This is a genomic window from Telluria beijingensis, assembly GCF_030770395.1.
Lineage (GTDB): Bacteria > Pseudomonadota > Gammaproteobacteria > Burkholderiales > Burkholderiaceae_D > Telluria > Telluria beijingensis.
Map to the genome: position 1 here is coordinate 4,302,908 of NZ_CP132480.1, position 23,805 is coordinate 4,326,712.

Annotated in this window: 19 protein-coding genes; 15 read left to right on the forward strand and 4 right to left on the reverse strand. The window is 66.8% G+C overall.

Features of this window, described 5'->3' with window-relative positions; translation table 11 throughout:
* Window position 1: 1 nt before the first annotated feature.
* The 4 genes from Q9246_RS18965 to Q9246_RS18980 are packed head-to-tail and all read left to right on the forward strand — an operon-like array spanning window position 2 to window position 5,102.
* Entirely contained in the window at window positions 2-1,978 is a 1,977-nt protein-coding gene (locus Q9246_RS18965) for a hydantoinase B/oxoprolinase family protein (RefSeq protein WP_306392261.1), read from the forward strand.
* Between the two features lie 59 nt (window positions 1,979-2,037).
* Window positions 2,038-3,369, forward strand: a complete 1,332-nt coding sequence (locus Q9246_RS18970) for an MFS transporter (protein ID WP_306392262.1) — start codon at window positions 2,038-2,040, stop codon at window positions 3,367-3,369.
* 29 nt (window positions 3,370-3,398) lie between these two features.
* Window positions 3,399-4,283, forward strand: coding sequence for an alpha/beta hydrolase (locus Q9246_RS18975; protein WP_306392263.1), 885 nt, complete (start codon window positions 3,399-3,401; stop codon window positions 4,281-4,283).
* Window positions 4,284-4,319: 36 nt separating this feature from the next.
* A complete protein-coding gene (locus tag Q9246_RS18980) occupies window positions 4,320-5,102 on the forward strand; it encodes a cyclase family protein (RefSeq protein WP_306392264.1) in 783 nt (260 codons plus the stop codon).
* Between the two features lie 143 nt (window positions 5,103-5,245).
* On the opposite strand, the gene Q9246_RS18985 is transcribed toward Q9246_RS18980, so the two are convergent.
* On the reverse strand, window positions 5,246-7,582 hold the full coding sequence (locus Q9246_RS18985) for a bifunctional salicylyl-CoA 5-hydroxylase/oxidoreductase (protein WP_306392265.1): 2,337 nt from the start codon (window positions 7,580-7,582) through the stop codon (window positions 5,246-5,248).
* Between the two features lie 160 nt (window positions 7,583-7,742).
* On the opposite strand from Q9246_RS18985, the gene Q9246_RS18990 reads away from it, so the two are divergent.
* A complete protein-coding gene (locus tag Q9246_RS18990; protein WP_306392266.1) occupies window positions 7,743-8,174 on the forward strand; it encodes an acyl-CoA thioesterase in 432 nt (143 codons plus the stop codon).
* Between the two features lie 7 nt (window positions 8,175-8,181).
* Here Q9246_RS18990 and Q9246_RS18995 read toward each other — a convergent pair whose 3' ends face one another.
* On the reverse strand, window positions 8,182-9,084 hold the full coding sequence (locus tag Q9246_RS18995) for a LysR family transcriptional regulator (protein ID WP_306392267.1): 903 nt from the start codon (window positions 9,082-9,084) through the stop codon (window positions 8,182-8,184).
* A gap of 227 nt (window positions 9,085-9,311) precedes the next feature.
* Here Q9246_RS18995 and Q9246_RS19000 point away from each other — a divergent pair, with 227 nt between their 5' ends.
* The 7 genes from Q9246_RS19000 to maiA are packed head-to-tail and all read left to right on the forward strand — an operon-like array spanning window position 9,312 to window position 17,603.
* Window positions 9,312-11,522, forward strand: a complete 2,211-nt coding sequence (locus Q9246_RS19000; protein WP_306392268.1) for a thiamine pyrophosphate-dependent enzyme — start codon at window positions 9,312-9,314, stop codon at window positions 11,520-11,522.
* Entirely contained in the window at window positions 11,515-13,077 is a 1,563-nt protein-coding gene (locus Q9246_RS19005; protein WP_306392269.1) for an indolepyruvate oxidoreductase subunit beta family protein, read from the forward strand. The genes Q9246_RS19000 and Q9246_RS19005 overlap by 8 nt, the downstream gene beginning before the upstream one ends.
* A 23-nt stretch (window positions 13,078-13,100) precedes the next feature.
* Window positions 13,101-14,126, forward strand: coding sequence for a carbon-nitrogen hydrolase family protein (locus Q9246_RS19010; RefSeq protein ID WP_306392270.1), 1,026 nt, complete (start codon window positions 13,101-13,103; stop codon window positions 14,124-14,126).
* Window positions 14,127-14,136: 10 nt separating this feature from the next.
* Window positions 14,137-15,246 (forward strand): cupin domain-containing protein, encoded by a 1,110-nt coding sequence (locus Q9246_RS19015; protein WP_306392271.1) that lies wholly within the window; start codon window positions 14,137-14,139, stop codon window positions 15,244-15,246.
* A gap of 16 nt (window positions 15,247-15,262) precedes the next feature.
* On the forward strand, window positions 15,263-16,171 hold the full coding sequence (locus Q9246_RS19020) for a fumarylacetoacetate hydrolase family protein (protein WP_306392272.1): 909 nt from the start codon (window positions 15,263-15,265) through the stop codon (window positions 16,169-16,171).
* Entirely contained in the window at window positions 16,168-16,944 is a 777-nt protein-coding gene (locus tag Q9246_RS19025) for a maleate cis-trans isomerase family protein (RefSeq protein ID WP_306392273.1), read from the forward strand. Before Q9246_RS19020 ends, Q9246_RS19025 begins: the two co-directional genes overlap by 4 nt.
* Window positions 16,945-16,958: 14 nt before the next feature.
* Complete coding sequence (gene maiA, locus Q9246_RS19030; protein ID WP_306392274.1) at window positions 16,959-17,603, forward strand: maleylacetoacetate isomerase; 645 nt, start codon at window positions 16,959-16,961, stop codon at window positions 17,601-17,603.
* Between the two features lie 15 nt (window positions 17,604-17,618).
* Here the strand turns inward: maiA and Q9246_RS19035 are convergent, their stop codons facing one another.
* Entirely contained in the window at window positions 17,619-18,770 is a 1,152-nt protein-coding gene (locus Q9246_RS19035) for an L-dopachrome tautomerase-related protein (protein ID WP_306392275.1), read from the reverse strand.
* Between the two features lie 203 nt (window positions 18,771-18,973).
* Between Q9246_RS19035 and Q9246_RS19040 the strand changes: the two genes are divergently transcribed.
* The 3 genes from Q9246_RS19040 (at window position 18,974) to Q9246_RS19050 (ending at window position 23,104) form a co-directional block, all read left to right on the forward strand.
* Entirely contained in the window at window positions 18,974-19,861 is an 888-nt protein-coding gene (locus Q9246_RS19040; RefSeq protein ID WP_306392276.1) for a VOC family protein, read from the forward strand.
* A gap of 87 nt (window positions 19,862-19,948) precedes the next feature.
* A complete protein-coding gene (locus tag Q9246_RS19045; protein WP_306392277.1) occupies window positions 19,949-21,997 on the forward strand; it encodes a TonB-dependent receptor in 2,049 nt (682 codons plus the stop codon).
* 99 nt (window positions 21,998-22,096) lie between these two features.
* A complete protein-coding gene (locus Q9246_RS19050) occupies window positions 22,097-23,104 on the forward strand; it encodes a glycoside hydrolase family 43 protein (protein ID WP_306392278.1) in 1,008 nt (335 codons plus the stop codon).
* A gap of 40 nt (window positions 23,105-23,144) precedes the next feature.
* On the opposite strand, the gene Q9246_RS19055 is transcribed toward Q9246_RS19050, so the two are convergent.
* Window positions 23,145-23,783 carry a superoxide dismutase gene (locus tag Q9246_RS19055; protein WP_306392279.1) on the reverse strand — a complete coding sequence of 213 codons (639 nt, stop codon included), beginning with the start codon at window positions 23,781-23,783 and terminating at the stop codon, window positions 23,145-23,147.
* Between the last annotated feature and the right edge of the window lie 22 nt (window positions 23,784-23,805).

Consider the following 23,805-nt stretch of genomic DNA (forward strand, 5'->3'; position numbering starts at 1 on the left):
CATGAATCCTATCCTCCTCGAACTCATGTACCACAAGTTCAAGGCCACCACCGAAGAGATGGGCATCGCCCTTGGCCGCACCGCGCTCAGTTCTTACGTCAAGGAGACCCAGGACTTCGGCACCGCGCTGTGCAACCTGGACGGCAAATTCTTTGCCTGCCCGTTCGATACCGGCATCGCGATCTCGGCCGACCTCGATTGCAAGGCGACCCTGGCCGCCATCGACCGCTTCGAGCCGGGCGACGTGATCATCACCAACCACCCCTACCTGGCCGGAGGACTGGGCAGCCACCTGCCCGACATCAACCTCCTGATGCCGTATTTCCACGAGGGTGAGCTGATCTGCTTCGGCTGGACCTTCGCCCACTGCGCCGACATCGGCGGCGGCGTCCCGAGTTCGATCAGCCCGTCGTTCAACAACCTGTTCCAGGAGGGCCTGCAGATCCCGCCGCTCAAGCTGGTCGAGAGCGGGAAGATGAACGAGGCCTTCGTCGCGATCTTCCGCGCCAACAGCCGCATGCCCGACGTCGTCATGGGCGACCTCAAGGCGCAGCTGGCGGCGCTGTCGGTCGGCGAGCGCCGGCTGCGGGAACTGATCGCGCAGCACGGCGTCGACACCGTCAAGGCCGCGCAGTCCGAACTGATCGCCTACGCCAGGCGGCGCGCGCTGACGGTGCAGGCGCGCATCCCGGATGGCGTCTACACCTTCTGCGACTACCTCGACGACGATTTCCTGAGCAGGATCCCGGTACGCCTGCGCTGCACCATGACCGTCAAGGACGGCCATATCCACCTCGACCTGGAGGGCACCGATCCGCAACTGGCCTCGCCCTACAACGTGCCGACCGGCGGCGTGCGCCATCCGTACTTCACGGCCAAGATCATGCACCTGCTGTTCACCTATGACCGCGACCTGCCGCTCAATGCCGGCCTGTTCGAGAACATCACGGTGGCGGTGCCGGCGGGGACGGTGATGAATCCCGAGATGCCGGCGGCGGTCGGCATCCGCCATGCGGCGGCGATTCGCTTCGCCGACGTGCTGCTGGGCTGCCTGGCCCAGGCCAGTCCGGCGATCGCGCCGGCCGCCAGCGGCGGCACCGTGATCCCGGTGGTGGTGTCGCAGCCCGGCAGCGGCGGCCGGCGCACGGTGTCGGTGGTGCAGGCGCTGGCCGGCGGCGCCGGCGGCACCGCGCGCGCCGACGGCGCCGATGGGCGCGACCGCAGCCTGGCCAATGTGCGCAATACGCCGACCGAGCGCGGCGAGGCCGACGTCGGCGGCGTGCGCATCGAAGAGTATCTGATCCGTCCCGACAGCGGCGGCGCGGGGCGCTTCCGCGGCGGCGCCGGCATCGTGTACTCGCTGCGCGCGCTGCGCGACGACGTCCAGATCCTGGGCCGCGGCCTGGAGCGCTTCGTGTTCCGGCCCTGGGGCGGCAATGGCGGCTTCCCCGGCATGGCGGCGCGCGTGATCCTCAACCGCGGCAGCGCCGACGAGCGCGAATTGGGCAAGATCGACGTCATCCATGCGAAGGAGGGCGACCTGCTCACCATCATGACCCCGGGCGGCGGCGGCTGGGGCCACCCGTTCGAACGTCCGCTCGAGCGCGTGCTGCGCGACGTGCGCTGCGGCTTCGTGTCGGTCGAAGCGGCGCGCAGCCAGTACGGCGTGGTGCTCGATGCGCGCTCGCTGGCGGTCGACGAGGCCGCGACCCGCGCCGCCCGGCTGCAGGCGGTGCGCGGGATCGACCCGATGCGCGCGCGCTGGGAAGAAGTGTTCGACGACGAACTCATGACCGCCCTGGCCGGCGCCTTGCTGGCGGTGCCGGCGGCCTCGCGCAGCGCGGCGCGCCTCGAAGCCTTCGAGCGCGTGATGCCCGGCATCGGCCAGCACGGCGCGGTGCGCCTGATGGCGGCCGACGTCGATCCCGGCCAGGCGCGCGCCCGCTTGAAAGCCGTCATCGCCGACCTGCGGCGCTGAGGCCCGTGTTTTTCCGTTTCGCCTAGCAGTATCGCCCACATAACGATAAAGGTCTGACCATGGCAATCGAAACACCTACCGCAAAACCCTCCGCGGCCTCCACCGCAACCAATGTGCCGAAGCAGCCGGTGGCCAAGTCGAAGGCGGTCGTCGCCGCCGTCAGCGCCAGCGCGCTGGAAGGCTACGACCTGACGATCTACGGCCTGTTCGCCGTGACCATCTCGCAGGTCTTCTTCCCGGCCGAGAACCAGGCCGCGGCGCTGCTGCTCACTGTGGCCACGCTCGGCTTCGGCTACCTGGTGCGCCCGCTGGGCGGCATCGTGATGGGCGCCTATTCCGACAAGCACGGACGCAAGGCCGCGATCTTCCTCACCGTGACCCTGATGGCGGTCAGCACCGGCGTCATCGGCCTGGTGCCGAGCTATGCCCAGATCGGCATCTGGGCGCCGATCCTCGTGATGGCGGCGCGCCTGGTGCAGGGCTTCGCCGCCGGCGGCGCGGCCGGCAGCAGCATCGCGTACCTGGCCGAGTCGGCGCCGCCCGGCAAGCGCGGCTTCTACGCCAGCTGGCAGCAGGCCAGCCAGATCGGCGCCTTCCTGTTCTCGTCGGCGGTGGCGGCCCTGATCACCAACTCGCTGTCGCAGGCCGACGTCGAGAGCTGGGGCTGGCGCATTCCCTTCCTGCTGGCGATCGCCTTCGGCCCGCTGTCGCTGCTGATCCGGCGCTACCTGCCGGAACCCGAGATCTTCGAGAAGCAGAAGGCGCCGGCCGGCCAGAAGCCCAGGCTGGCCCAGGCCGTGGCCGGCCATACCCGCGAGATCGGGGTCGGCTTCGGCGTGACCTGCCTGTGGAGCGTCACCTTCTTCCTGCTGCTGATCTTCATGCCGACCTATGCCAACAAGACCTTCGGCATCCCCCTGTCGGGCACCTTCCTGGCCGCCACCATCGGCAGCGCGATCGTGTTCGTCCTGTGTCCGCTGATGGGCAGCCTGTCGGACCGGGTCGGCCGCAGCCGCACGATGCTGGTATCGGCGGCGCTGCTGCTGGCGCTGATCTATCCGCTCTTCCACTACGTGAGCGTGGAGCGCACGGTGATGTCGCTGATCGTCGTGCAGTCGGTGTTCGCGGTCTTCATCGCCGGCTATACCGGGCCGGTATGCGCCTTCATGGCCGAGCTGTTCCCGACCCGCATCCGCTCCACCGGCCTGTCGATCTCTTACAACATCGGCGTGCTGGTGGTGGGGGCGTTCGCGCCGCTGGTCACCACCTGGCTGATCGCGACCACCAACGATCCGCTGTCGCCGGCCTATTACGTGATGGGCGTGGCCGTGATCAGCATCGTGGCGCTCCTGATGTCGAAGGACAGCACCGGCAAGGCGCTCGCTTCCTGAAGCGCCATCTCCATAAAGGAAATCATGCAATGAGTTTCAACGACCTGCCGCCGCAGCCGCCCCTGAATCCCCAGGCCGACCTGTATGGCGAACGATGCCTGGCGCTGTCGCGCGCGGCGCTGGCATCGACCCGTTCCGTCCTCGACGTGCCCTATGGTTCGGACTACTGGCAGAAAGTCGACATCCACCTGCCGCAGGATGCGTCGCTGAAGGACTTGCCGGTGCTGCTGTTCTTCCACGGCGGCGGCTGGACCCATGGCTACAAGGAGTGGTGCGGCTTCATGGCGCCGGCGCTGGTGGACGCGCCGGCGATCGTGGTGTCGGCCTCCTACCGGCTGCTGCCGCAGGTCGACTTTCCGCTGCCGCTGGAAGACGGGCTGGCGGCCTTGAAATGGGTGTTCGACCATATCGGGGAGTACGGCGGCGCGCGCGACCGTATATACGTGGGCGGGCACTCGGCCGGCGGCCAGGTCGCGTCGCTGCTGGCGACCCACAAGGCCTGGCGCGCGGGGGCCGGCCTGCCTGGCGACTGTATCAAGGCGTGCTTCTGCATCAGCACCACCTTCAACCGGCGCGTGGTCAATCCGGACATCGCGCCCGACCACGTGACCGGCGAAGACCCGGACGGCGTCTCGCCGGCCAGCTCGCTATACCACGCCTCGAGCGCCGACGTGCCGTTCTTCATTACCTGGGGCGGGCGTGAGCTGGAACGCTACGAGCGTTTCAGCCGCCTGATGGTCGACACCCTGCGCGCTGCCGGCTGCCCGGTCGTGTCGCACCGCTTCCCGGAGTGCGGCCACTTCGACATCCACCTCAATACCGCCAACCCCGACGACCTGTGGACGCGCACGGTGCGCGACTGGATGCGCGACGGGCGCTTTCCGGCGGAACTGGGCAACCGCGACGTGCCGTGAGCACCGATCCAACCTGAACACGAACAAGGAGACACCATGAGTACCAATCTGTTGATGCAATTCACCCAGGCCCTGAGCCAGAAAACGATCCGCGTGATCGACCTTACCCAGCCATTGCAGGCCTCGACGCCGATCCTGCCGCTGCCGCCGGACTTCGGGCAGTCGTGGCCGTTCAGGCTCGAAGAAATCTCGCGCTACGACGAGCGGGGTCCGGGCTGGTACTGGAACAACTTCTCGTGCGGCGAGCATACCGGCACCCACTTCGACGCGCCGATCCATTGGGTGACGGGCAAGGACCACGCCCATAACGCCACCGATTCGATCCCGGTCGACAAATTCATTGCGCCGGCCTGCGTGATCGACGTGACGGAAGAGGCGGGCCGGGATGCGGACTTCTTGCTCACGTGCGAACACGTGGAGCGCTGGGAGGCGCAGCATGGACGGATCCCGGAAGGTTCCTGGGTCTTGATGCGCACCGGCTGGAGCCGGCATGGGGCATCGAGCGCCTACCTGAACCTGCGCGAGGACGGAAGCCACGTGCCGGGGCCGCATCCGGAGCTGCCGGAATGGCTGGCCAGGGAACGCAATGTGATCGGGTGGGGCTCTGAAGGGGTGGGGACGGATGCGGGGCAGGCGTTCAGTTTCGAGACGCCGTTTCCATGCCACTGCCATATGCACGGGGCCAACAAGTTCGGGCTGGCCAGCCTGGCCAACCTGGACCAGCTGCCGCCGACCGGGGCAGTGCTGATCACGCCGCCGCTCAAGATCGTGAACGGGTCGGGGAGTCCGTGCCGGGTGCTGGCGCTGGTCGAAGGGTAATCAAAGCCATTACACCTCGTCCCCGCGCAGGCGGGGACCCAAGTTTGCTTGCGATGCCACTTCGTTCGAGTAGGCCAATGCACTGAGAAACTTGGGTCCCCGCCTTCGCGGGGACGACGTTTGTGCGCTAACGAATGGAGGTATTATGCGGCTCGCGCCAGCGTCGCTTCCAGCTGCGGCTTCGCCGGCCGGTACATCGCCGGCCAGTCCACCGCGCGTACGCCAAGGCGCGCCAGTTCGGCCAGGGTCCAGGCCGGGTTGGCCAGGTGCGGGCGGCCGATGGCGCACAGGTCGGCGCGGCCCGAGGCGACGATGCCGTTGGCCTGGTCGCCCTCGGTGATGGCGCCCACCGCCATGGTCGGCACGCCGGCCTCGTTGCGGATGCGGTCGGCGAATGGGGTCTGGAACATGCGGCCGTAGACAGGCTTCTCGTGCGCGCTGACTTCGCCGGCCGAGCAGACGATCATGTCGGCGCCGGCGGCCTTCAGGCGGCGCGCGATCTCCACTGCTTCGTCCGGCGTCACGCCGCCCTCGACCCAGTCGGTGGCCGAGATGCGCACCGCGACCGGCTTGTGCCCCGGCCAGTTGGCGCGCACCGCCGCCAGCACCGCCAGCGGGAAGCGCAGGCGGTTCTCGAGGCTGCCGCCGTAGGCGTCCTGGCGCCGGTTCGTCAGGGGAGAAATGAAGCTCGACAGCAGGTAGCCGTGGCCGAACTGCAGCTCGAGCCAGTCGAAGTTGGCGTCTTCGGCGCGCCGCGCGGCATTGGCGAAATCGACGCTCACGCGCGCCATGTCGAGTTCCGTCATCGCCGCCGGCAGCAGCGACACGCCCTCGATATACGGCTGGCTGGACGCCGCCAGCAGCGGCCAGTTGCCGCTGGCGAGCGGCTGGTTGAAGCCCTCCCAGCCACGCCTGGTCGAGGCGCGCGGGCCGGCATGGCCCAGTTGCACGCCGAGCCGGGCCGGCGAACTGCGGCGCACGAAGGCGGCGATGCGGCGCAGGGCGTCGGCCTGGGCGTCGTTCCACAGGCCGGGGCAGGCGGGCGTGGCGCGGCCCTCGGGCGAGACCGCCGTCATCTCCAGCATCACCAGGCCGGCGCCGCCCATGGCGCGCGCGCCCAGGTGCATCATGTGGAAGTCGCCGACCATGCCGTCGACGCATGAATAGGTCAGCATCGGCGGCACCACGATGCGGTTGGGGAGCGTGATGTCGCGCAGCCGGTAGGGCGTGAGCATCGGCGGCAAGGAAGAAGGCACATCGGCAGGCGCATCGGCGCGCCCGGCGAGCCAGCGTTCCAGACCGTCGACGTAGCCCTTGTCGCGCAGGCGCAGGTTCTCGTGCGAGATGCGCTGCGAGCGCGTTAGCAGCGAATAGGCGAACTGCTCGGGCTCGAGGGCGGCGTAGCGTTCCACGTTTTCGAACCACTCGGTCGAGTTGCGGGCGGCGTTCTGGATCTTGAGCACTTCGAGGCTGCGCACCTTGTCATAGGCCTGCAGCGCGGCCTCCAGCCCTTGCCGGTCGCCGGCGTCGACGCCGTCCAGCCGGCGCGCCAGGTCGATCGCGTCTTCCAGCGCGAGCTTGGTCCCGGAACCGATCGAGAAGTGGGCGGTGTGGGCGGCGTCGCCCATCAGCACCACCGGCACCCGGCGCGCGCCGCCTGCGGCCGGCAGCTCGTTCCAGTGCACCCAGCTGTCGCAGATCACGCGTGGGAAGCGGATCCAGCTGGCCGATCCGCGCTGGTGTGTCGCATTGCTGATCAAGGGCTGGCCGTCGAGCCAGGGCGCGAACAGGCGCTCGACGTAGGCGATGCCTTCCTCCTGGCTCATGTCCTCGATGCCCGACGCGCGCCAGACTTCTTCCGGCGTCTCGACGATGAAGGTCGAGGTCTCGGCGTCGAAGCGGTAGGCGTGGGCCTGGAACCAGCCATGCTCGTTCTGGGCGAAGGCAAAGGTGAAGGCGTCGAACAGCTTGCGCGTGCCGAGCCAGACGAAGCGACATTTGCGCTGGTCGATGTCGGGCTTGAAGGTGTCTGCGTAGCGGGTGCGGATGCGGCTGTTGATGCCGTCCGAGGCGATCACGATGTCGGCGTCGTGGGCGAGGGCCAGCGCCTGGTCGTCCTGGGACTCGGTGTCGAATACCAGGCGCACGCCGAGTTGTTCGCAGCGCGCCTGCAGGATGTTGAGCAGCTTCTTGCGTCCGATGCCGATGAAGCCATGGCCGCCCGAGGTGATGGTGCGGCCCTTGATGTGGACGTCGATGTCGTCCCAGTGGTTGAAAGCCGCGTAGATCTCGGCCGCGCTGGCCGGATCCGCCTCGCGCAGGTTGTCCATCGTCGCATCCGAGAACACCACGCCCCAGCCGAAGGTGTCGTAGGGGCGGTTGCGCTCCACGATCGTCACTACGTGCGCCGGATCGCGCAGCTTCATCAGCAAGCCGAAATACAGTCCCGCCGGACCGCCACCAATGCACACTATCTTCATATCGCCTCTTTCCAGAAAATACTTTAGGCTTAAACGATATGCCGAAAGAATGCGCTCATCAAATAAGTGCGGCCGATGGAGCGGATCAACCGACCGCATTTGACCGTGGGCCGGCGCCGCTCCTATGCTCGACCATCATCCAGAACCACGACAGGACCACATGACCAGCGCCACGCCCAATCTGTTTCGCAAGACCCGCCACGTCCACTTTTCGCAATGCGACCCGGCCGGCATCGTGTTCTTCCCGCGCTACCTGGTGGCCTTGAACGACTTGATCGAAGACTGGTTCAACGAAGCGCTGGGCGTCGATTACGCCGAGTTCATCACCGTTCGCAAGATGGGATTGCCGACCGTGCGGCTGGAATGCGATTTCCTGTCGCCGTCGCCATTCGGTACGGATATCGAGTGGCGCCTGTCGCTCGAGCGCATCGGAACCTCGTCGATCACCCTGCGCGTGGAAGGCTTCAATGGCGAGGCGCAGCGCTTCGGGCTGCGTTCGGTGATCGTGGCCACCGAAGGCCACCAGGGCAAGTCGGCGCCGCTGCCTGCCGACCTGCGTGCGGCGCTGGAACGGTTCCAGCAGGGCGCCTGAAGAAGGCTTATTCGGCCAGCTGCGCGATCAGCTGGCCGCGCAGCCAGCGGTTGGCGTCGCTGTCCTCGAAGTCTTCGTGCCAGTGCAGCGTCACTTCGACTTCGGGCACCGCCAGCGGCAGCTCGCGGATCGTGAAGCGGCCGTCGGCATTGAAATACTGCGCCGCGCGACGGGGCAGGGTGACCGCCCAGCCGGTGCGCAGCAGGACTTCTGGCACCGCGCTGAAGTGGGGCAGCTGCATCGCGATCCTCCGGTGGATGCGGTTCTGGCGCAAAAAATCCTCGATCAGGTGGTGCCCATGCTCCTTCGAGATGACGGAGACGTGGCGCAGCGCCAGGTAGTCGTCCATCCCGAGCGGGCCGCTGCCGCTGTCGTCGCGGCAGGCCGTCATGCAGACGTAATCCTCGTGGAACAGCGGCGCATGGCGCGTCGTGTGCTTGAGCGCGGGCAGGTTGCCGATCGCGAGGTCGAGCCGGCCGTTGCGCAGCGCGTCCTCGATCCCCTCGACCGGCAACTGGCCGACTTCGAGCGCGATGTTCGGCGCGATCTCGCCCAGGCGCTCGCAGATCGGCGGCAGGAACATCACTTCGCCGATGTCCGACATCGCGATATGGAAGGTACGCGTGCTCTGCAAGGGCGTGAAGCGCTCGGCATGGCGCAGCGCTTCCTGGGCCGAGGACATCAGGCGCCGCACCGGATCGAGCAGTTCCAGCGCGGTCGACGTCGGCCGCATCGTGTTATTGGTCCGCACGAACAGCGGGTCGTCGAACATCGTGCGCAAGCGCCCCAGCGCATAGCTCACCGCCGGCTGCGACAGGCCCAGGCGCACCCCGGCCTGGGTCAGCGTACCTTCCTCGGCGATGGCGTGGAAGACCCGCAGCAGGTTCAGGTCGATCTCAAATACATCCATGGCATTTATCCAGTCGAATAGTTCCATTTATTTGACTGATAGCATANCCCCGGCCTGGGTCAGCGTACCTTCCTCGGCGATGGCGTGGAAGACCCGCAGCAGGTTCAGGTCGATCTCAAATACATCCATGGCATTTATCCAGTCGAATAGTTCCATTTATTTGACTGATAGCATAGCCTACTCCTACACTGATTTCAAGAAACATCAGTGCCAGAACAGGAGACCGCATGGCTGAAAGATCGTTCAAGAAAGAAGTGGAGAAGCTGCGCGCCGGCGCCGGGGAGGTATTCGTCGGCGAGGGCATCCTCGCCGTGACCAAGGCCTTGCTGCAGTCGGGCGTGTCGTACGTGGCCGGCTACCAGGGCGCGCCGATCTCGCACCTGATGGACGTGCTGGCCGACGCCAACGACATCATGGAAGAACTGGGCGTGCGCTTCGAGAACAGCGCCAGCGAAGCCACCGCCGCCGCCACCCTGGCCGCCTCGGTCAACTACCCGCTACGCGGCGCCATCACGTTCAAAGCCACCGCCGGCACCAACGTCGCCTCCGACCCGCTGTCGAACCTGGCCTCGGGCGGCGTCACCGGCGGCGCCCTGATCATCGTCGGCGAAGACTATGGCGAAGGGTCGAGCATCATGCAGGAGCGTTCGCACGCCTTCGCCATGAAGTCGCAGATCTGGCTGCTCGATCCGCGGCCCAACCTGCCGTCGATCGTCAAGGCGGTGGAAAAGAGCTTTGAACTGTCCGAGGCCAGCAACACCCCGGTGATGCTGCAGCTGCGCATCCGCTCCTGCCATATGCACGGCCATTTCGTGGCCAAGGATAATGTCAGGCCCGCGTTTGGCCTGGCCGACGCGATGGACAATCCCTCCCGCGACGTCAGCCGCATCGTGCTGCCGCCGGCCAGCTTCGTGCACGAAGAAGAAAAAATCCACCGCCGCTGGCCGGCTGCGGTCGACTTCATCCAGCGCGAACAGCTCAACGAATTCTTCGGCGCGCAAGACGGCAGCTACGGCCTGGTGCTGCAGGGCGGCATGTACAACACCGTGATCCGCGCGCTGCAGCTGCTCGACCTGGCCGACGTCGACGGCAATACCGACGTGCCGCTGTATGTGATGAACGTCGCCTATCCGCTGGTCGACGACGAGTTGCGCGGCTTCTGCCAGGGCAAGGAAGCGGTGTTGATGATCGAAGAGGGCCAGCCTGAATTCATCGAGCAGGAAGCGACGAGCAGCCTGCGCCGCGCCGACCTGCAGACCCGCATGCACGGCAAGGACATGTTCCCGCGCGCGGGCGAATACACGACCACGGTCGTGCTCAAGGCGCTGCTGAAGTTCTTCGGGCGCTACCAGCCAGACATGCAGGCGCTGGAGCGCCTGCCGGAAGGCGTGCGCGCCAGCCTGGCGCCGCGTCCGGTCCCGGTGCCGGTGCGCGCCGCGACCGCCGAAGAGATGGCGAACACCGCGCCGGCGCCGGCGGCGCCGGTACCGGAACTGCATCCGCGTCCGCCCGGTTTCTGCACCGGCTGCCCGGAGCGGCCCGTGTTCAGCGCCATGAAGCTGGTGCAGAAAGAACTCGGTCCGCACCACATCAGCTGCGACATCGGCTGCCACCTGTTCTCGATCCTTCCGCCATTCAACCTGGGCGCGACCACGATGGGCTATGGCCTGGGCTCGGCCGGCGCGGCCGCCTTCAGCACGAAGGAGACCAGCCGCCGCACGATCAGCATGATGGGCGACGGCGGCTTCTGGCACAACGGGCTGACCAGCGGTGTCGGCAATGCGGTGTTCAACAAGAACGACAACGTGCTGGTCATCATCGACAACGGCTATTCGGCCGCGACCGGCGGCCAGGACGTGCTGTCCTCGAAGGCGTCCAACAAGATCCGCACCACCAATCTGTCGATCGAGAAGGCGGTGCGCGGGGTCGGCGTGGAATGGGTGCGCACGATCAGCAATACCTACAGCATCACGACCATGCAGGACACGCTGCGCGAGGCCTTGACCACGACGGCGAAAGGCCCGAAGGTCATCATCGCCCAGTCCGAATGCATGCTCAACAAGCAGCGTCGCGTCAAGCCGCTGGTGCGCAAGGCCACGGCCGAGGGCAAGCGCGTGGTGCGCGAACGCTTCGGCGTCGATCCCGATACCTGTACCGGCGACCACTCGTGCATCCGCATCTCGGGCTGTCCTTCGCTGTCGATCAAGGACAATCCCGATCCCTTGCGCACGGATCCGGTAGCCACCGTGCTGAATAGCTGCGTCGGTTGCGGCGTGTGTGGCGAAGCCTCGCATGCGGCGGTGCTGTGTCCTTCCTTCTACCGGGCCGAGATCGTCAGCAATCCGGACCGGGGCGACCGCCTGTGGGCGCGTGTCGCGTCCGGCGTGATCGGTTTCCTGCAACGCCGCCTGGCGGCGCGCGAGGTGCGCTATGTCTGAGAATGTCACTGAATTGCGCCGTCCGCGCGCGGTCCGTCCGATCGGTCTTGCGATCCTGGCCATGGGCGGCGAGGGCGGCGGCGTGCTGGCCGACTGGATCGTGGACATGGCCGAGCATGACGGCTATCCGGCCCAGAGCACCTCGGTGCCGGGCGTGGCCCAGCGCACCGGCACCACCGTCTATTACGTCGAATTCCACCCCGAGCGGCGCGACCCGCATGACCTGGCCGCGCGGCCGGTGCTGGCGCTGATGCCGGTGGCGGGCGACGTCGACATCGTGGTCGCGTCCGAACTGATGGAGATGGGCAGGGCGGTCCAGCGCGGCCTGGTCACGCCTGGCAAGACCACCTTGATCGCTTCGACCAACCGGGTCTATTCGATGACCGAGAAGTCGAGCATGGGCGATGGCCGGGTCGATCCGGCGCCTTTCCTGGCCTCGGCCCAGGCCGCAGCCAGGCGCTTCGTGCACGGCGACTTTTCTCGCCTGGCCGAACAGTCGGGCAGCGTGATCAGCGCCGCCCTGTTCGGCGCGCTGGCCGGCATCAGGGCGCTGCCATTCTCGCGCGAGCAGTTCGAGGACGCGATCCGGCGCGCCGGCGTCGGCGTGGAGAGCAGCCTGCAGGCTTTCGCACGCGGCTATGAACTGGCCGAGCGCGGTGGCGAAGAGGCAAAAGCGCCGGTGCGCGAACCCTTGGGCGGTGGTGGACTCGCCATCGAACGGCTCGACGAACGCATCCGCGCCGGCTTCCCGGCGTCGGCGTCAAGCATCCTCGGCCCCGGCGTGCGCCGCCTGGCCGACTACCAGGATGCGCACTATGCCGCCAGCTACCTCGACCTGCTGCAGCCGGTGCGCGACCTCGACGCCGCCAGCCCCGAGCACGGCGCGCTGCTGCTGAAGGAAACCGCGCGCTACCTGGCCCTGTGGATGTCGTACGAAGACACGGTGCGCGTGGCCGACCTCAAGATCCGCGCCAGCCGTTTCGAGCGGGTGCGCAAGGAAGTGCAGGCCAAGCCGAACCAGGTGGTGCACATCAACGAATACTTCCACCCGCGGATCGACGAGATCGCCGACACCCTGCCGGCCGGGCTGGGGCGCTTCCTGATGCGTCCCGGACGCCTGCACGAGCTGCTCGGACGCATGACGGCCAAGGGCCGCGTGGTGCGCACCACCTCGCTCGGCGGCTTCTTGCTGCTGTACCTGGTGAGCGGCATGCGGCGCCTGCGCCTGTCGTCGCTGCGCCATGAGCGCGAACATGCCGAGATCGCGCGCTGGCTCGAATGCATCGTGCAGCACGCCCGCAGCGACTACCCGCTGGCGGTCGAGATTGCCCAGTGCCAGCGCCTGGTGAAAGGCTATGGCGACACCCATGCGCGCGGCATGCGCAGCTTCGGCAAGCTGATGGCGCGCCTGCCGCAACTGGCAAGCCTGCCGGATGGCGCTGCGCGGCTGCGCGCCCTGCGCGAGGCGGCGCTGAAGGACGAGGAGGGCAAGGCGCTCGACGCGCTGCTCCTGGACCTGGACCAGCCCGCGCCAAGGCTGGCGACCGGCACCTGACACCCTGACTGAGGAAAACGCATATGCTCGACTCCCCGAAATTTGTCGCCGCCGCGGTCCAGGCCGCGCCGGTATTCCTGGATACCCAGGCCACGGTCGCCAAGGCGGTGGCGCTGATCCACGAGGCCGCGTCCAATGGCGCGCGCCTGGTGGCCTTCCCTGAAGTTTTCGTTGCCGGCTACCCCTACTGGAGCTGGATCGCGAACCCGCTCGAAGGCAGCCCCTGGTTCGAAAAACTGGCGCGCAGCGCGATCGTGGTGCCAGGACCTGAGGTAGATGCCCTGTGCCATGCGGCGCGCGCGGCCAACGTCAACGTGGTCATCGGCGTCAACGAACGCGCCGCCTACAGCCTGGGCACGATCTACAACACGGTGCTGACCATCGATGCAGGGGGCCGCCTGATCGGCCGCCACCGCAAGCTGGTGCCCACCTGGGCCGAAAAGCTCACCTGGGCGCCGGGCGACGCCAGCGGCCTGAAGGTGCACCAGACCGATATCGGTCCGCTGGGCGCGCTGGCCTGCGGCGAGAACACGAATACGCTGGCGCGCTTCGCGCTGCTGGCCCAGGGCGAACTGGTACACGTGGCGAACTACATCTCGCTGCCGGTGGCGCCGCCCGACTACGACATGGCCGAGGCGATCAAGGTGCGCGCCATGGCCCACAGCTTCGAAGGCAAAGTGTTCACCGTGGTGTCCTGCTCGACCGTGTCGGAAGAAATCATCGCCGCGATGGAGACGCTCAAGCCGGGCGCGCGCGGCCTGCTCGAACGCGGCAACAGCGCCTTCTCGGGCATCGTCGGCCCCGACGGACGCATCGTGGGCGAGGCCCTGGTCGACCGCGAAGGCATCGCCTACGCCGAGATCGACCTGGCGCGCTGCATCCAGCCCAAACAGATGCACGACATCATCGGCCACTACAACCGCTTCGACGTGTTCGAACTCAAGGTCAACACCGGGCGCCAGCGTCCCTTGACCGTGGACGGCGCCAGCGCCGATGCCGACCTGCCGTATGCGCCGCGCCAGGACCTGGCCGCCGCCGACGCGCGATAAGGAGGACAGCATGCGTGAAGACATAATCGGCCGTGCCAACGTCGAAGACACCCCCGAACTCGAAGCCTATTACCGCGAGCTGGCAAAGCACGAGGCAGGGGCCTTGTGGACGGTCGCCAACAAGATCGAACCCTGGTTCCCGCAATCCACGTCGACCCCGACCCTGTGGCGCTTCAAGGACCTGCGCGAACTGGTGCTGCGCTCGGTCGACCTGGTCACGCCCGAGAAGGCCGGGCGGCGGGTGGTGATGCTCGCCAATCCGACCCGCAAGGACGTCAGCGCCAGCGTTGGCTGGCTGTATTCCGGCCTGCAGGTGATGCGTCCAGGGGAAGAAGCCAGCGCCCATTGCCACTCGGCGTCCGCGCTGCGCTTCATCATGGAGGGCTCTGGCGCCTACACCGTGGTCGACGGCCACAAGATGATGCTCAATGCACGCGACTTCGTGCTGACCCCGAACGGGACCTGGCACCAGCATGGCGTCGAGGAGTCGGGCGAGTGGTGCATCTGGCAGGATGGCCTCGACATCCCGCTGGTGAACGCGCTGGAAGCGAATTTCTATGCCGTGCACCCGGACCTGGCCCAGCAGCCGACCTTCCCGGTCGACGACACCACCCTGAGCTTCGGCGGACCGGGCCTGGTGCCGGTCGACTTCAAGTGGGACATGGCCTATTCGCCGCTGTTCAAGTACACCTGGGACGCGACCTATGAATCGCTGCAGCGCTACGCCCGGGTGACCGACGGTTCGCCCTACGACGGCATCATCCAGCAATTCATCAATCCGCTGACCGGCGGCCCGGTGATGCCGACCATGGGCGCGGCGATGCAGATGCTGCGGCCCGGCGAGCACACCAGGGCGCACCGCCATACCGGCAGCATCATGTACCAGGTGGCCAAGGGCCGCGGCTATTCGGTCATCGACGGGCGCCGCTTCGACTGGCAAGAGAAGGACATCTTCTGCGTGCCGTCGTGGGCGGTGCACGAACACGCCAACCTTTCCGACACCGACGACGCCTGCCTGTTCTCGTTCAACGACCTGCCCGTGATGCGCGCGCTCGGCCTGTACCGCGAAGAAGCATGGCTTGACAACGGCGGCCACCAGACCATCACAACAGACCAGTAGTCCACAAGGAGATGCAATGAAACTGATTACCTACCAAACCCGTACGCTCGAGACCCGCATTGGGGTCCTGGCCGGCAACCTGGCTGTCGACATCGTCCGCCTGGGCGCCGCCGGCGGCATCGAGCTGCCCGGCACCATGCTCGACTTCATCGACGCCGCGCCGGCCTCGGTCGAGCGCACCCGCGAGTTGCTGAAGGAATTAGAAGGCCGCTGGCCGGTGGGCGTGGCCACGCCGGCGTCGAACGTGCGCCTGCTGGCGCCGATCCCGCGTCCGCGCAAGAATATCTTCGGCATCGGCCTGAACTACGTCGAGCACGTGGCCGAATCGGCGCGCACCCTTGACACGTCGAAGGACTTGCCGAAGCAGCCGGTGGTGTTCTCGAAGCCGCCGACCGCCGTCATCGGCCCCGACGATGCGATTCGCCACAATGCCCGCATCACCCAGCAGCTCGACTGGGAAGTGGAGCTGGCGGTGGTGATCGGCGCCACCGCGACCCGCGTCGACGAGGACGCGGCCATGGGCCATGTATTCGGCTACACGGTGCTCAACGACATCAGCGCGCGCGATTGCCGCCGCGCCGGCCAATGGATCTTTTCCAAGGGCCAGGACACGTTCGCGCCGATGGGCCCCTACATCGTGACCGCCGACGAGATCCCCGACCCGCACAACCTCGACCTGTGGCTGAAGGTGAACGGCGCGGTCAAGCAGCAGTCCAACACGCGCCACCTGCTCTTTAAAATTCCGGCGCTGATCGCGGACATCAGCTCGGCCATCACGCTGGAGCCGGGCGACATCATCGCCACCGGCACGCCGTCGGGCGTCGGCGCTGGCATGGACCCGCAAGAGTGGTTGTGGCCGGGCGACGTGGTCGAACTCGGGGTCGAAGCGGTCGGCACCCTGCGCAACCACGTGGTGGCCGCATGAGCGCGCCCGTGCAGGCGAACGGCGCGCGCCGTATCCGCGTCGGCCAGATCGTGCCGAGCTCGAACACGACGATGGAAACCGAGATCCCGGCAATGCTGCGCGCGCGCGAGCTGATCCTGCCGGAGCGCTTCACCTTCCACTCGAGTCGCATGCGCATGAAGAAGGTGACCAAGGAAGAGCTGGAAGCGATGGACCGCGATTCCGACCGCTGCGCCGACGAATTGTCGGATGCGCGGGTGGACGTGATGGGCTATGCCTGCCTGGTGGCGATCATGAGCATGGGCACCGGCTACCACCGCCAGTCGGAGCAGCGCCTGCATGCGCGCACGGTCGCCAATGGCGGCCCGGCGCCGGTGGTGACGAGCGCCGGCGCGCTGGTCGACGGCCTGAAGGCGATGGGCGCCAGGCGGGTGTCGGTGATCTGCCCCTACATGAAGCCGCTGACCAAGCTGGTCGTGGACTACATCGAGAGCGAGGAAATCGACGTGCACGACTACTGCGCGCTCGAGATCCCCGACAACCTCGAAGTCGGCGCGCGCGATCCGATGGCGCTGGTCGACATCTATAAACAGGTGTCGCTCCAGGGCATCGACGCGCTGGTGCTGTCGGCCTGCGTGCAGATGCCGTCGCTGGCGGCGGTGCCGGTGGTGGAAGCCGAAGCCGGCATCCCGGTGGTGTCGGCCGCGGTGTGCACGACCTGGCAGATGCTGGGCAAGCTGGGGCTCGAGACACGGGTGCCGGATGCCGGCGTACTGCTGTCGGGACGCTACTAGAACGGGGCGGCGGCATGCGGCTGCACACCTATTTTCGCAGCTCCACCGCCTACCGGGTGCGCATCGCGCTCGGCCTGAAGGGCATCCAGGCCGGGCAGCTCCCCGTGGACTTGCTGAAGGAGGGCGGCGAGCAGTTCGGCGCCGCCTACGATGCGCTCAACCCGCAGCACCTGGTGCCGCTGCTGGAAGATGGCGGCATGCTGCTGGCGCAGTCGCTGGCGATCATCGAATACCTCGACGAGGCGTATCCCGGCCCGGCGCTGCTGCCGCCCGACCTGCGCGGCCGGGCACGGGTGCGTTCGCTGTCGCTGGCGATCGCCTGCGACATCCATCCGCTGAACAATCTGCGGGTGCTGAAATACCTGCGCCGCGAACTGAAGGTGGCGCAGGAGGGACGTGACGCCTGGTACCGGCACTGGATCGCGCTGGGCCTCGGGGCGCTCGAACGCCAGCTGGTCGGGGCGCCGGAGACCGGCCTGTTCTGCCACGGCGACACGCCGACCATGCTCGACTGCTGCCTGGTGCCGCAGCTGGCCAATGCGCGCGGCAACGGCTGCGACCTGGACCCGTATCCGACCCTGCTGGCGATCGCCGCGCGCTGCGAGGCGATCGAGGCCTTCGCCGCTGCGCGGCCCGAGCGCCAGCCGGACGCGCCGTAGCTTCGCGTGGACGGGTCAGCGGCCCGGCTGGCCGCGGGTCCCGGTCCAGACGCGCGCGATGAGGTACGGCGGCTTGCCCTGGTCGGTCGTGCCCGAGAAGATCGGATTGCGGTGCAGCTGGTTGACCGCGACGTACAGCCAGGATTCCGGGCCGAAGTGGGCGTTGTCGGGCCACAGGAAGCGGGCGTCGCGCACCAGCGGCTTCAATTGGCCGTCCTTGTCCAGCACGTCGATGCCGTTGGCCGACAGGTTGGTGAAGAAGTGGTTGCCTTCGGCATCGGTGGCGGCGCCGTCCGAGATCGGCTTGGCCCCGACCCGCACGATCGCCGCGCCGACCTCGGCGTCCGAGGCGCCGTCGCGCAGCAGGCGCGCCGGCAGCGCATACCAGGCGGTGCCGTTCATGGCGCCGAAGTACAGCGTCTCGCCATCGGCCGACAGGCTGATCGGATTGATTCCGACCCGCGCCGGGCCCATGCGGCCATCGGCGCCGGGGAACAGCAGCGGTTTGCCTTCGACCACCAGTTCGACGTCTTCGGCGGCCAGCGACGGATGGCCGGCAAAGCGGCGCGACGTGTTGTTGGCGGTATCGACGACGACGATGGCCGGGTCGGGACCGCAGTCGGCGATGCAGGCGAAACCGCGTTCGCTGTCGACCGCCAGGTCTTGCAGGATCTGGCCGGCCGGCGCCACCTTGCGGTCGAAGTCGTGGCGATAGGCCAGCTTGCGGCCGGCGATGTCGAAGGCCACCAGCTTGGGCGCCTGCAGCGGCTCCATCCAGTTGCCGTGGTCGACAACCCACAGCCAGTCCCGGGCGTCGATCAGCACGCCGTGCGGGGTGTTGAGCACGTCCTTGCCGGAACCCGGTTTCGCGTTCCAGCCGGCGTCGGGGAAGGGCGTGTAGCTGTTCGGGCCCGTTACTTCTATCAATTGCACTGGGCCGCGGCGCATCCCATGGATGCTGGCGAAGATGCGGCCGTCCTTAGTGGCGGTGACATTGCCGGGCGTGATGTCGAGCTCGGCGACGATCTCGACCTGGCCCAGCGTGGGCGTGGCTGCGGACACTGCCGCAGTATCGGCGGCGGCGGGAGCATCCGGCGCATCCTTTTTCGGCGAGCAGGCGGCCAGCGCCGCCATGGTCAACGCCGCACACAATGCCTTGTTTCGCATGGAAACTCCCTCCTGTGAATGTGATTGACGTCAATCAGGCTAGCACTTGGGTCTAGTTGATTAAAGTTAAGCGTTGTCTATTCTTGTACTGTGGACGCCGGCCTCTCTTTACCAGGATGTACGATATTTGACTGGACTGCGCGGGGTATGCAGCGTTCCACTGTCTCGACCACTAACCCACGTCGACCTGAAGGAGGCAGCCTGTGTCCACCCACCATTCATCCACCGATCTCCCCGACGACCCCGTGCGCCGTTCGCTCGTCCTGGCCGCCGGCCTGGGCGCCATCGCCGCCGTGCCGGCCTCGGCCATGACCATGACCATGGCCGGCGCCGGCGAGCAGGGCCAGTCCCAGGCGAGCCGTTTAGCCGCAGCGCCGACGCGCGGCCGCGGCGCATTGGGCGCCCGGCTGCAGGGCGTGCAGCACTCCGGCATCACGGTGCAGAATATGGACCGGGCCTATGCCTTCTATACCGAGGTGCTGGGCGGTACCGAGATTATGCGCGACGGCGATTTCCAGGGCGACGTGATCCAGAACACTTTGCTCTTGAACGAGGAAATCGAGGCCAGGCAGCGCGGCGTCAACCCGGTCTCGCTCGGCGTGCCGGACCTGCGCGGCGGCGCCCAGCGGCTCGACGTGCGCTTCATCCAGTTCGACAACGTGGTGATCGAATTGCTCCAATACCGCGACAGCACGCAGCCGCAAGGCAGCGGCAACAGCTTCGCGCCGCCGCAGGCCTTCACCAGCCCGGCCTTCCCGAAATCGATGCACGTCTGCTTCTATGTGCGTGAAGACGTCGACTTCAACCAGTTCGTGCACGATCTCGAAGCCGAGGCGGCGCGCCGCGGCATGCACAACGTCAAGGCCAACCGCATCGTGCGTTCCGGCACCGACCAGGAACGGCGCCAGGCGCCGCTCGACACTCTCACCAACCGCATCACGAGCGGCAAGTCGGATGGCTGGTCGCTGATCTATGCCAAGGGGCCGGAGGGCGAGCAGCTCGAATTCGTCCAGGTGAAAGGGCAGGCCAAGCGGGTCTTTGGCGAGGCGCTGGAGGCGCGTGGACGTGCGGTGGCCACGACCCGCAGCTAGGGGAACAGGGAAGCAGCGCGGCTTGCTTCTATTATTGAGAATGGGATATCATTATCGAATTCCCGTGATACTCCGACCTCCTCGATAATGAAAATAACGCTTCACCCCCTGGCGCTGGGCCTGCTTGGCCTCGCACCCGCCGTCCATGCCGCCGACCCCGCGATCGTCATGGGCGAAGTGCGCGTCAGCGCCCAGCGCGATGCCGGCGCGCTGCGCTCGTCCACCATCCTGACCTCGGTCGACGTGCTTGGCGCCGACAAGATCGAGGACAAGCACGTCGCCAGCAGCTGGGAATTGGTCGGGCAACTGCCCGGAACCCAGATGACCGAATATCGCATGGGCGCCGAGTCGGGAAAGGCGACCTTCCGCGCCTTCAACGGCGAAGGGTATATCAATGGCATCAAGGTGCTGATCGACGGGATTCCGAGCAACGTCAACAGCGGCAACCAGCGCTTCATTGACATGATCTTCCCGCTCGAAGTCGACTATGTCGAAGTGGTGCGCGGCACCAACGACCCGCGCTACGGTCTGCACAATATCGGCGGCAACATCAATCTCGGGACGCGCCAGGGCGGCAACTACTTCGACGGCCGCTTCACCGTCGGCAGCTTCGACACGCGCGAAGCTCAACTGGTCTATGGGCGCGAGGCCGACGGTTTTTCCCAGAACTACGTCCTGGCCAGGCAGGATTCCAGCAGCTACCGCCGCAGCCATGGCGATTCGCAGCGCTACACGGCGGCCGGCAAGTGGTTCCTGACGTCGAAGGACAAGTCGCTCACCGGCGGCATTGTGCTGCGTACCTACAAGCATGACGCCGACGAGCCGGGTTTCTTGACCGCCACCGAACTGGCCGCGGACCGGCGCCAGTCGCCGGCCAAGAACGTCAACGACATCACCTACCGCGAGATGAACCACGCCAGCGCCCACCTGGACTGGCAAATCTCGAAAGACGCCTTCCTCAGCAACAAGCTGTACTATAACGATTACCACGACGACCGTCGCGTCACCTTCACCAGCAACCCGCAAGGTAACGGGCCGCGCCAGCGCCGCGAGTGGGATGAGCACCAGTTCGGCTTCATGAGCACGCTGACCTGGCGCGCCAGCGAGCGCGTCACGGTCGACGGCGGCGTGAACACTGAGCGCCAGAACAATTTCTACAAGCGCTCGCGCTACGCGTATGCGATGCCGACCGATTTCAGCAACCCGGCGCGGGTGCAGAACGACGACCGCTATTACCTGAACAACGTCGGCGCCTATGCCCAGGCAGTGATCAAGGCCACCGACACGTTGCGCGTCGTGCCGGGCTACCGGATCGATCGCTTCACCGGCAGCAACCCGCTGCCGGGCGGCGGATCGGCCGGCCTGCAGGACTATGGCTGGATCAAACAGCCGAAACTGAGCATGGTGTATAGCCCGGCCGAGGACGTCAGCGTGTACGCCAACTGGGGCCGCACCTTCCAGATCCTGACCGGATCGGGCGTGCCGGCCTACCTGCTGGCGGGGCAGGGGCCGTTCGACGCCTCGACCAATACGGGCAAGGAGATCGGCGTCAAGCTCAAGCCGAACGCGCGCTCCGACCTGCGCCTGGCCATCTGGCGCCAGGACGCCTCCGGCGAGGCGGCTAACATGCCGGCCACCGGCACCTCGGTGGCGCTCGGCGAGACCCGGCGCGAGGGCATCGACCTGCAACTGTCGGGTCGCCTGTCGGATCGGCTCCAGGTCTGGGCGTCGCATTCGCTGCAGAAGGCCGAGGCGGTGAGCGCCATGACCGACGCCGGCGTTTCGCTCGCGGGCAAGGAACTGTTTTCGACGCCGCGCTACATCAGCAACGTCGGCCTCGACTACCATCCTTCCGAACACTGGCATCTCGGGCTGCAAGGCCGGGCGCAGGGCGATTACTACATCGACCGTGCAAACCGGCTCGGCAAGTACGGCGGCTTCGTGGTGTTCGACGCCAACGTGTCGTATGCGATCACGCCCCGCGTGAGCGTCGACCTGCAGCTCAAGAACCTGGCCGACCGTCGTTACGAATATGCGTGGTACGACGAGTACTGGTGGCCGGCCGACCAGGCCCAACCGATGTATTCGTCGGCCACTGGAAGGGCGGCGTATATCTCGCTCAACATCAAGCTGTAGCCACCAGCGCAATCGGTATCGCTCGGCGCAAAAAAGTGATTGGATTTCAGCGCAGCATGTTCCTACGATAACGACACCCACGTCGTTACGAAAGAGCCCATGCCGCGATCCCTCTACCTGCTGCTGTCAGCCGCCTTCCTGATCGGCGAAGCCTGCGCGGCGCCGACCTTCGCCAACCCGCTGGTATCGCAGCGCGCCGATCCGCAAGTCACGCTGCATGCCGACGGCTATTATTACTACACCGCCACCGTCCCAGAATACGACCGCATCGAGGTGCGGCGCGCCCGCACCCTGGACGCATTAAGTACGGCCGAGGCCAGGGTGATCTGGCGCCGGCATGCCAGCGGCCCGATGAGCCGCAATATCTGGGCGCCGGAACTGCATCCGATCGACGGCAAATGGTATCTGTACTTTACGGCCGGCCGCGCCGACGCGCCGATGGATATCCGCCTGTACGTGCTCGAGAATGCCTCGGCCAACCCGCTCGAAGGCGAGTGGATCGAGCGCGGGCAACTGAAGACCGGCTGGGAATCGTTCGCGCTCGACGCGACCACCTTCACGGTGCGCGGCCAGCGCTACCTGGCCTGGACGCAGACGCCGCCCGCGGCCGGCAAGCACCTGACCGCCGTGTATATCGCCAAAATGGCCTCGCCATTGGCGATCACGGGCCCGGCCACCATGCTGACGGCGCCGCACTATGCGTGGGAAAAAGTAAAATTCGATGTGAACGAGGCCCCGGCCGTGCTGGTGCGCAATGGCAGGGTGTTCATGACGTATTCGGCCAGCGCGACCGACGCCAATTACGCGCTGGGCCTGTTGACGGCGGACGAGGGCGCCGACCTGCTCGATGCCGGCGCCTGGACCAAGTCGCCGACGCCGGTGTTCCGCAGCAGCGAAGCGACCGGCCAGTACGGCCCCGGGCATAACAGCTTCACGACGACGCCGGACGGCAAGACCGACATCCTCGTCTATCACGCGCGTAACTATCGAGACATCGTGGGCGACTCGCTGCACGACCCGAACCGCCATACGCGCGCGCAGGCGATTCGCTGGCGCGCCGACGGCACGCCGGATTTCGGCGTGCCGGTGGCCGACGCCGGACGCTGAGCCCGGCGACCCGGGCCAGGCGCCCGGGCCGTGGCCCGGATTAGCCGACCTGGCTGCCCAGCGCGGCTTCGTAGCGGCGCTCGACCTCGGCCCAGTTGATGATGTTGAAGAAGGCCGCGATATAGTCCGGGCGCTTGTTCTGGTATTGCAGGTAATAGGCGTGCTCCCACACGTCCAGGCCCAGGATCGGGGTGCCGCCCGACATGCCGGCGAACTGGCCCATCAGCGGGCTGTCCTGGTTGGCGCTGCTTTCGACCAGCAGCTTGCCGTCCTTGCCGACGGTGAGCCAGGCCCAGCCGCTACCGAAGCGGGTCTGGGCGGCCTTGGTGAAGGCATCCTTGAAGCGCTCGTAGCCGCCAAGGTCGTCCTCGATGGCCTTGGCCAGCTTGCCCGAAGGCTCGCCGCCGTCCGGGCTCAGCACGGTCCAGAACAGCGCATGGTTGGCGTGGCCGCCGCCATTGTTGCGCACCACGTTCTGGACGTTCTGCGGCAGCGCGCCGATGTCGGCAATCAGTTCTTCGACCGGCACCTCGGTCACGCCGGCTTCGGCCAGGGCGTTGTTGACGTTGGTGATATAGGTCTGGTGGTGCTTGGTGTGGTGGATCTCCATCGTGCGCGCATCGAAATGCGGCTCCAGGGCGTCATAGGCGTACGGCAGTGGCGGCAGTGCGTAAGGCATGATCATTCTCCATTCAGATGGT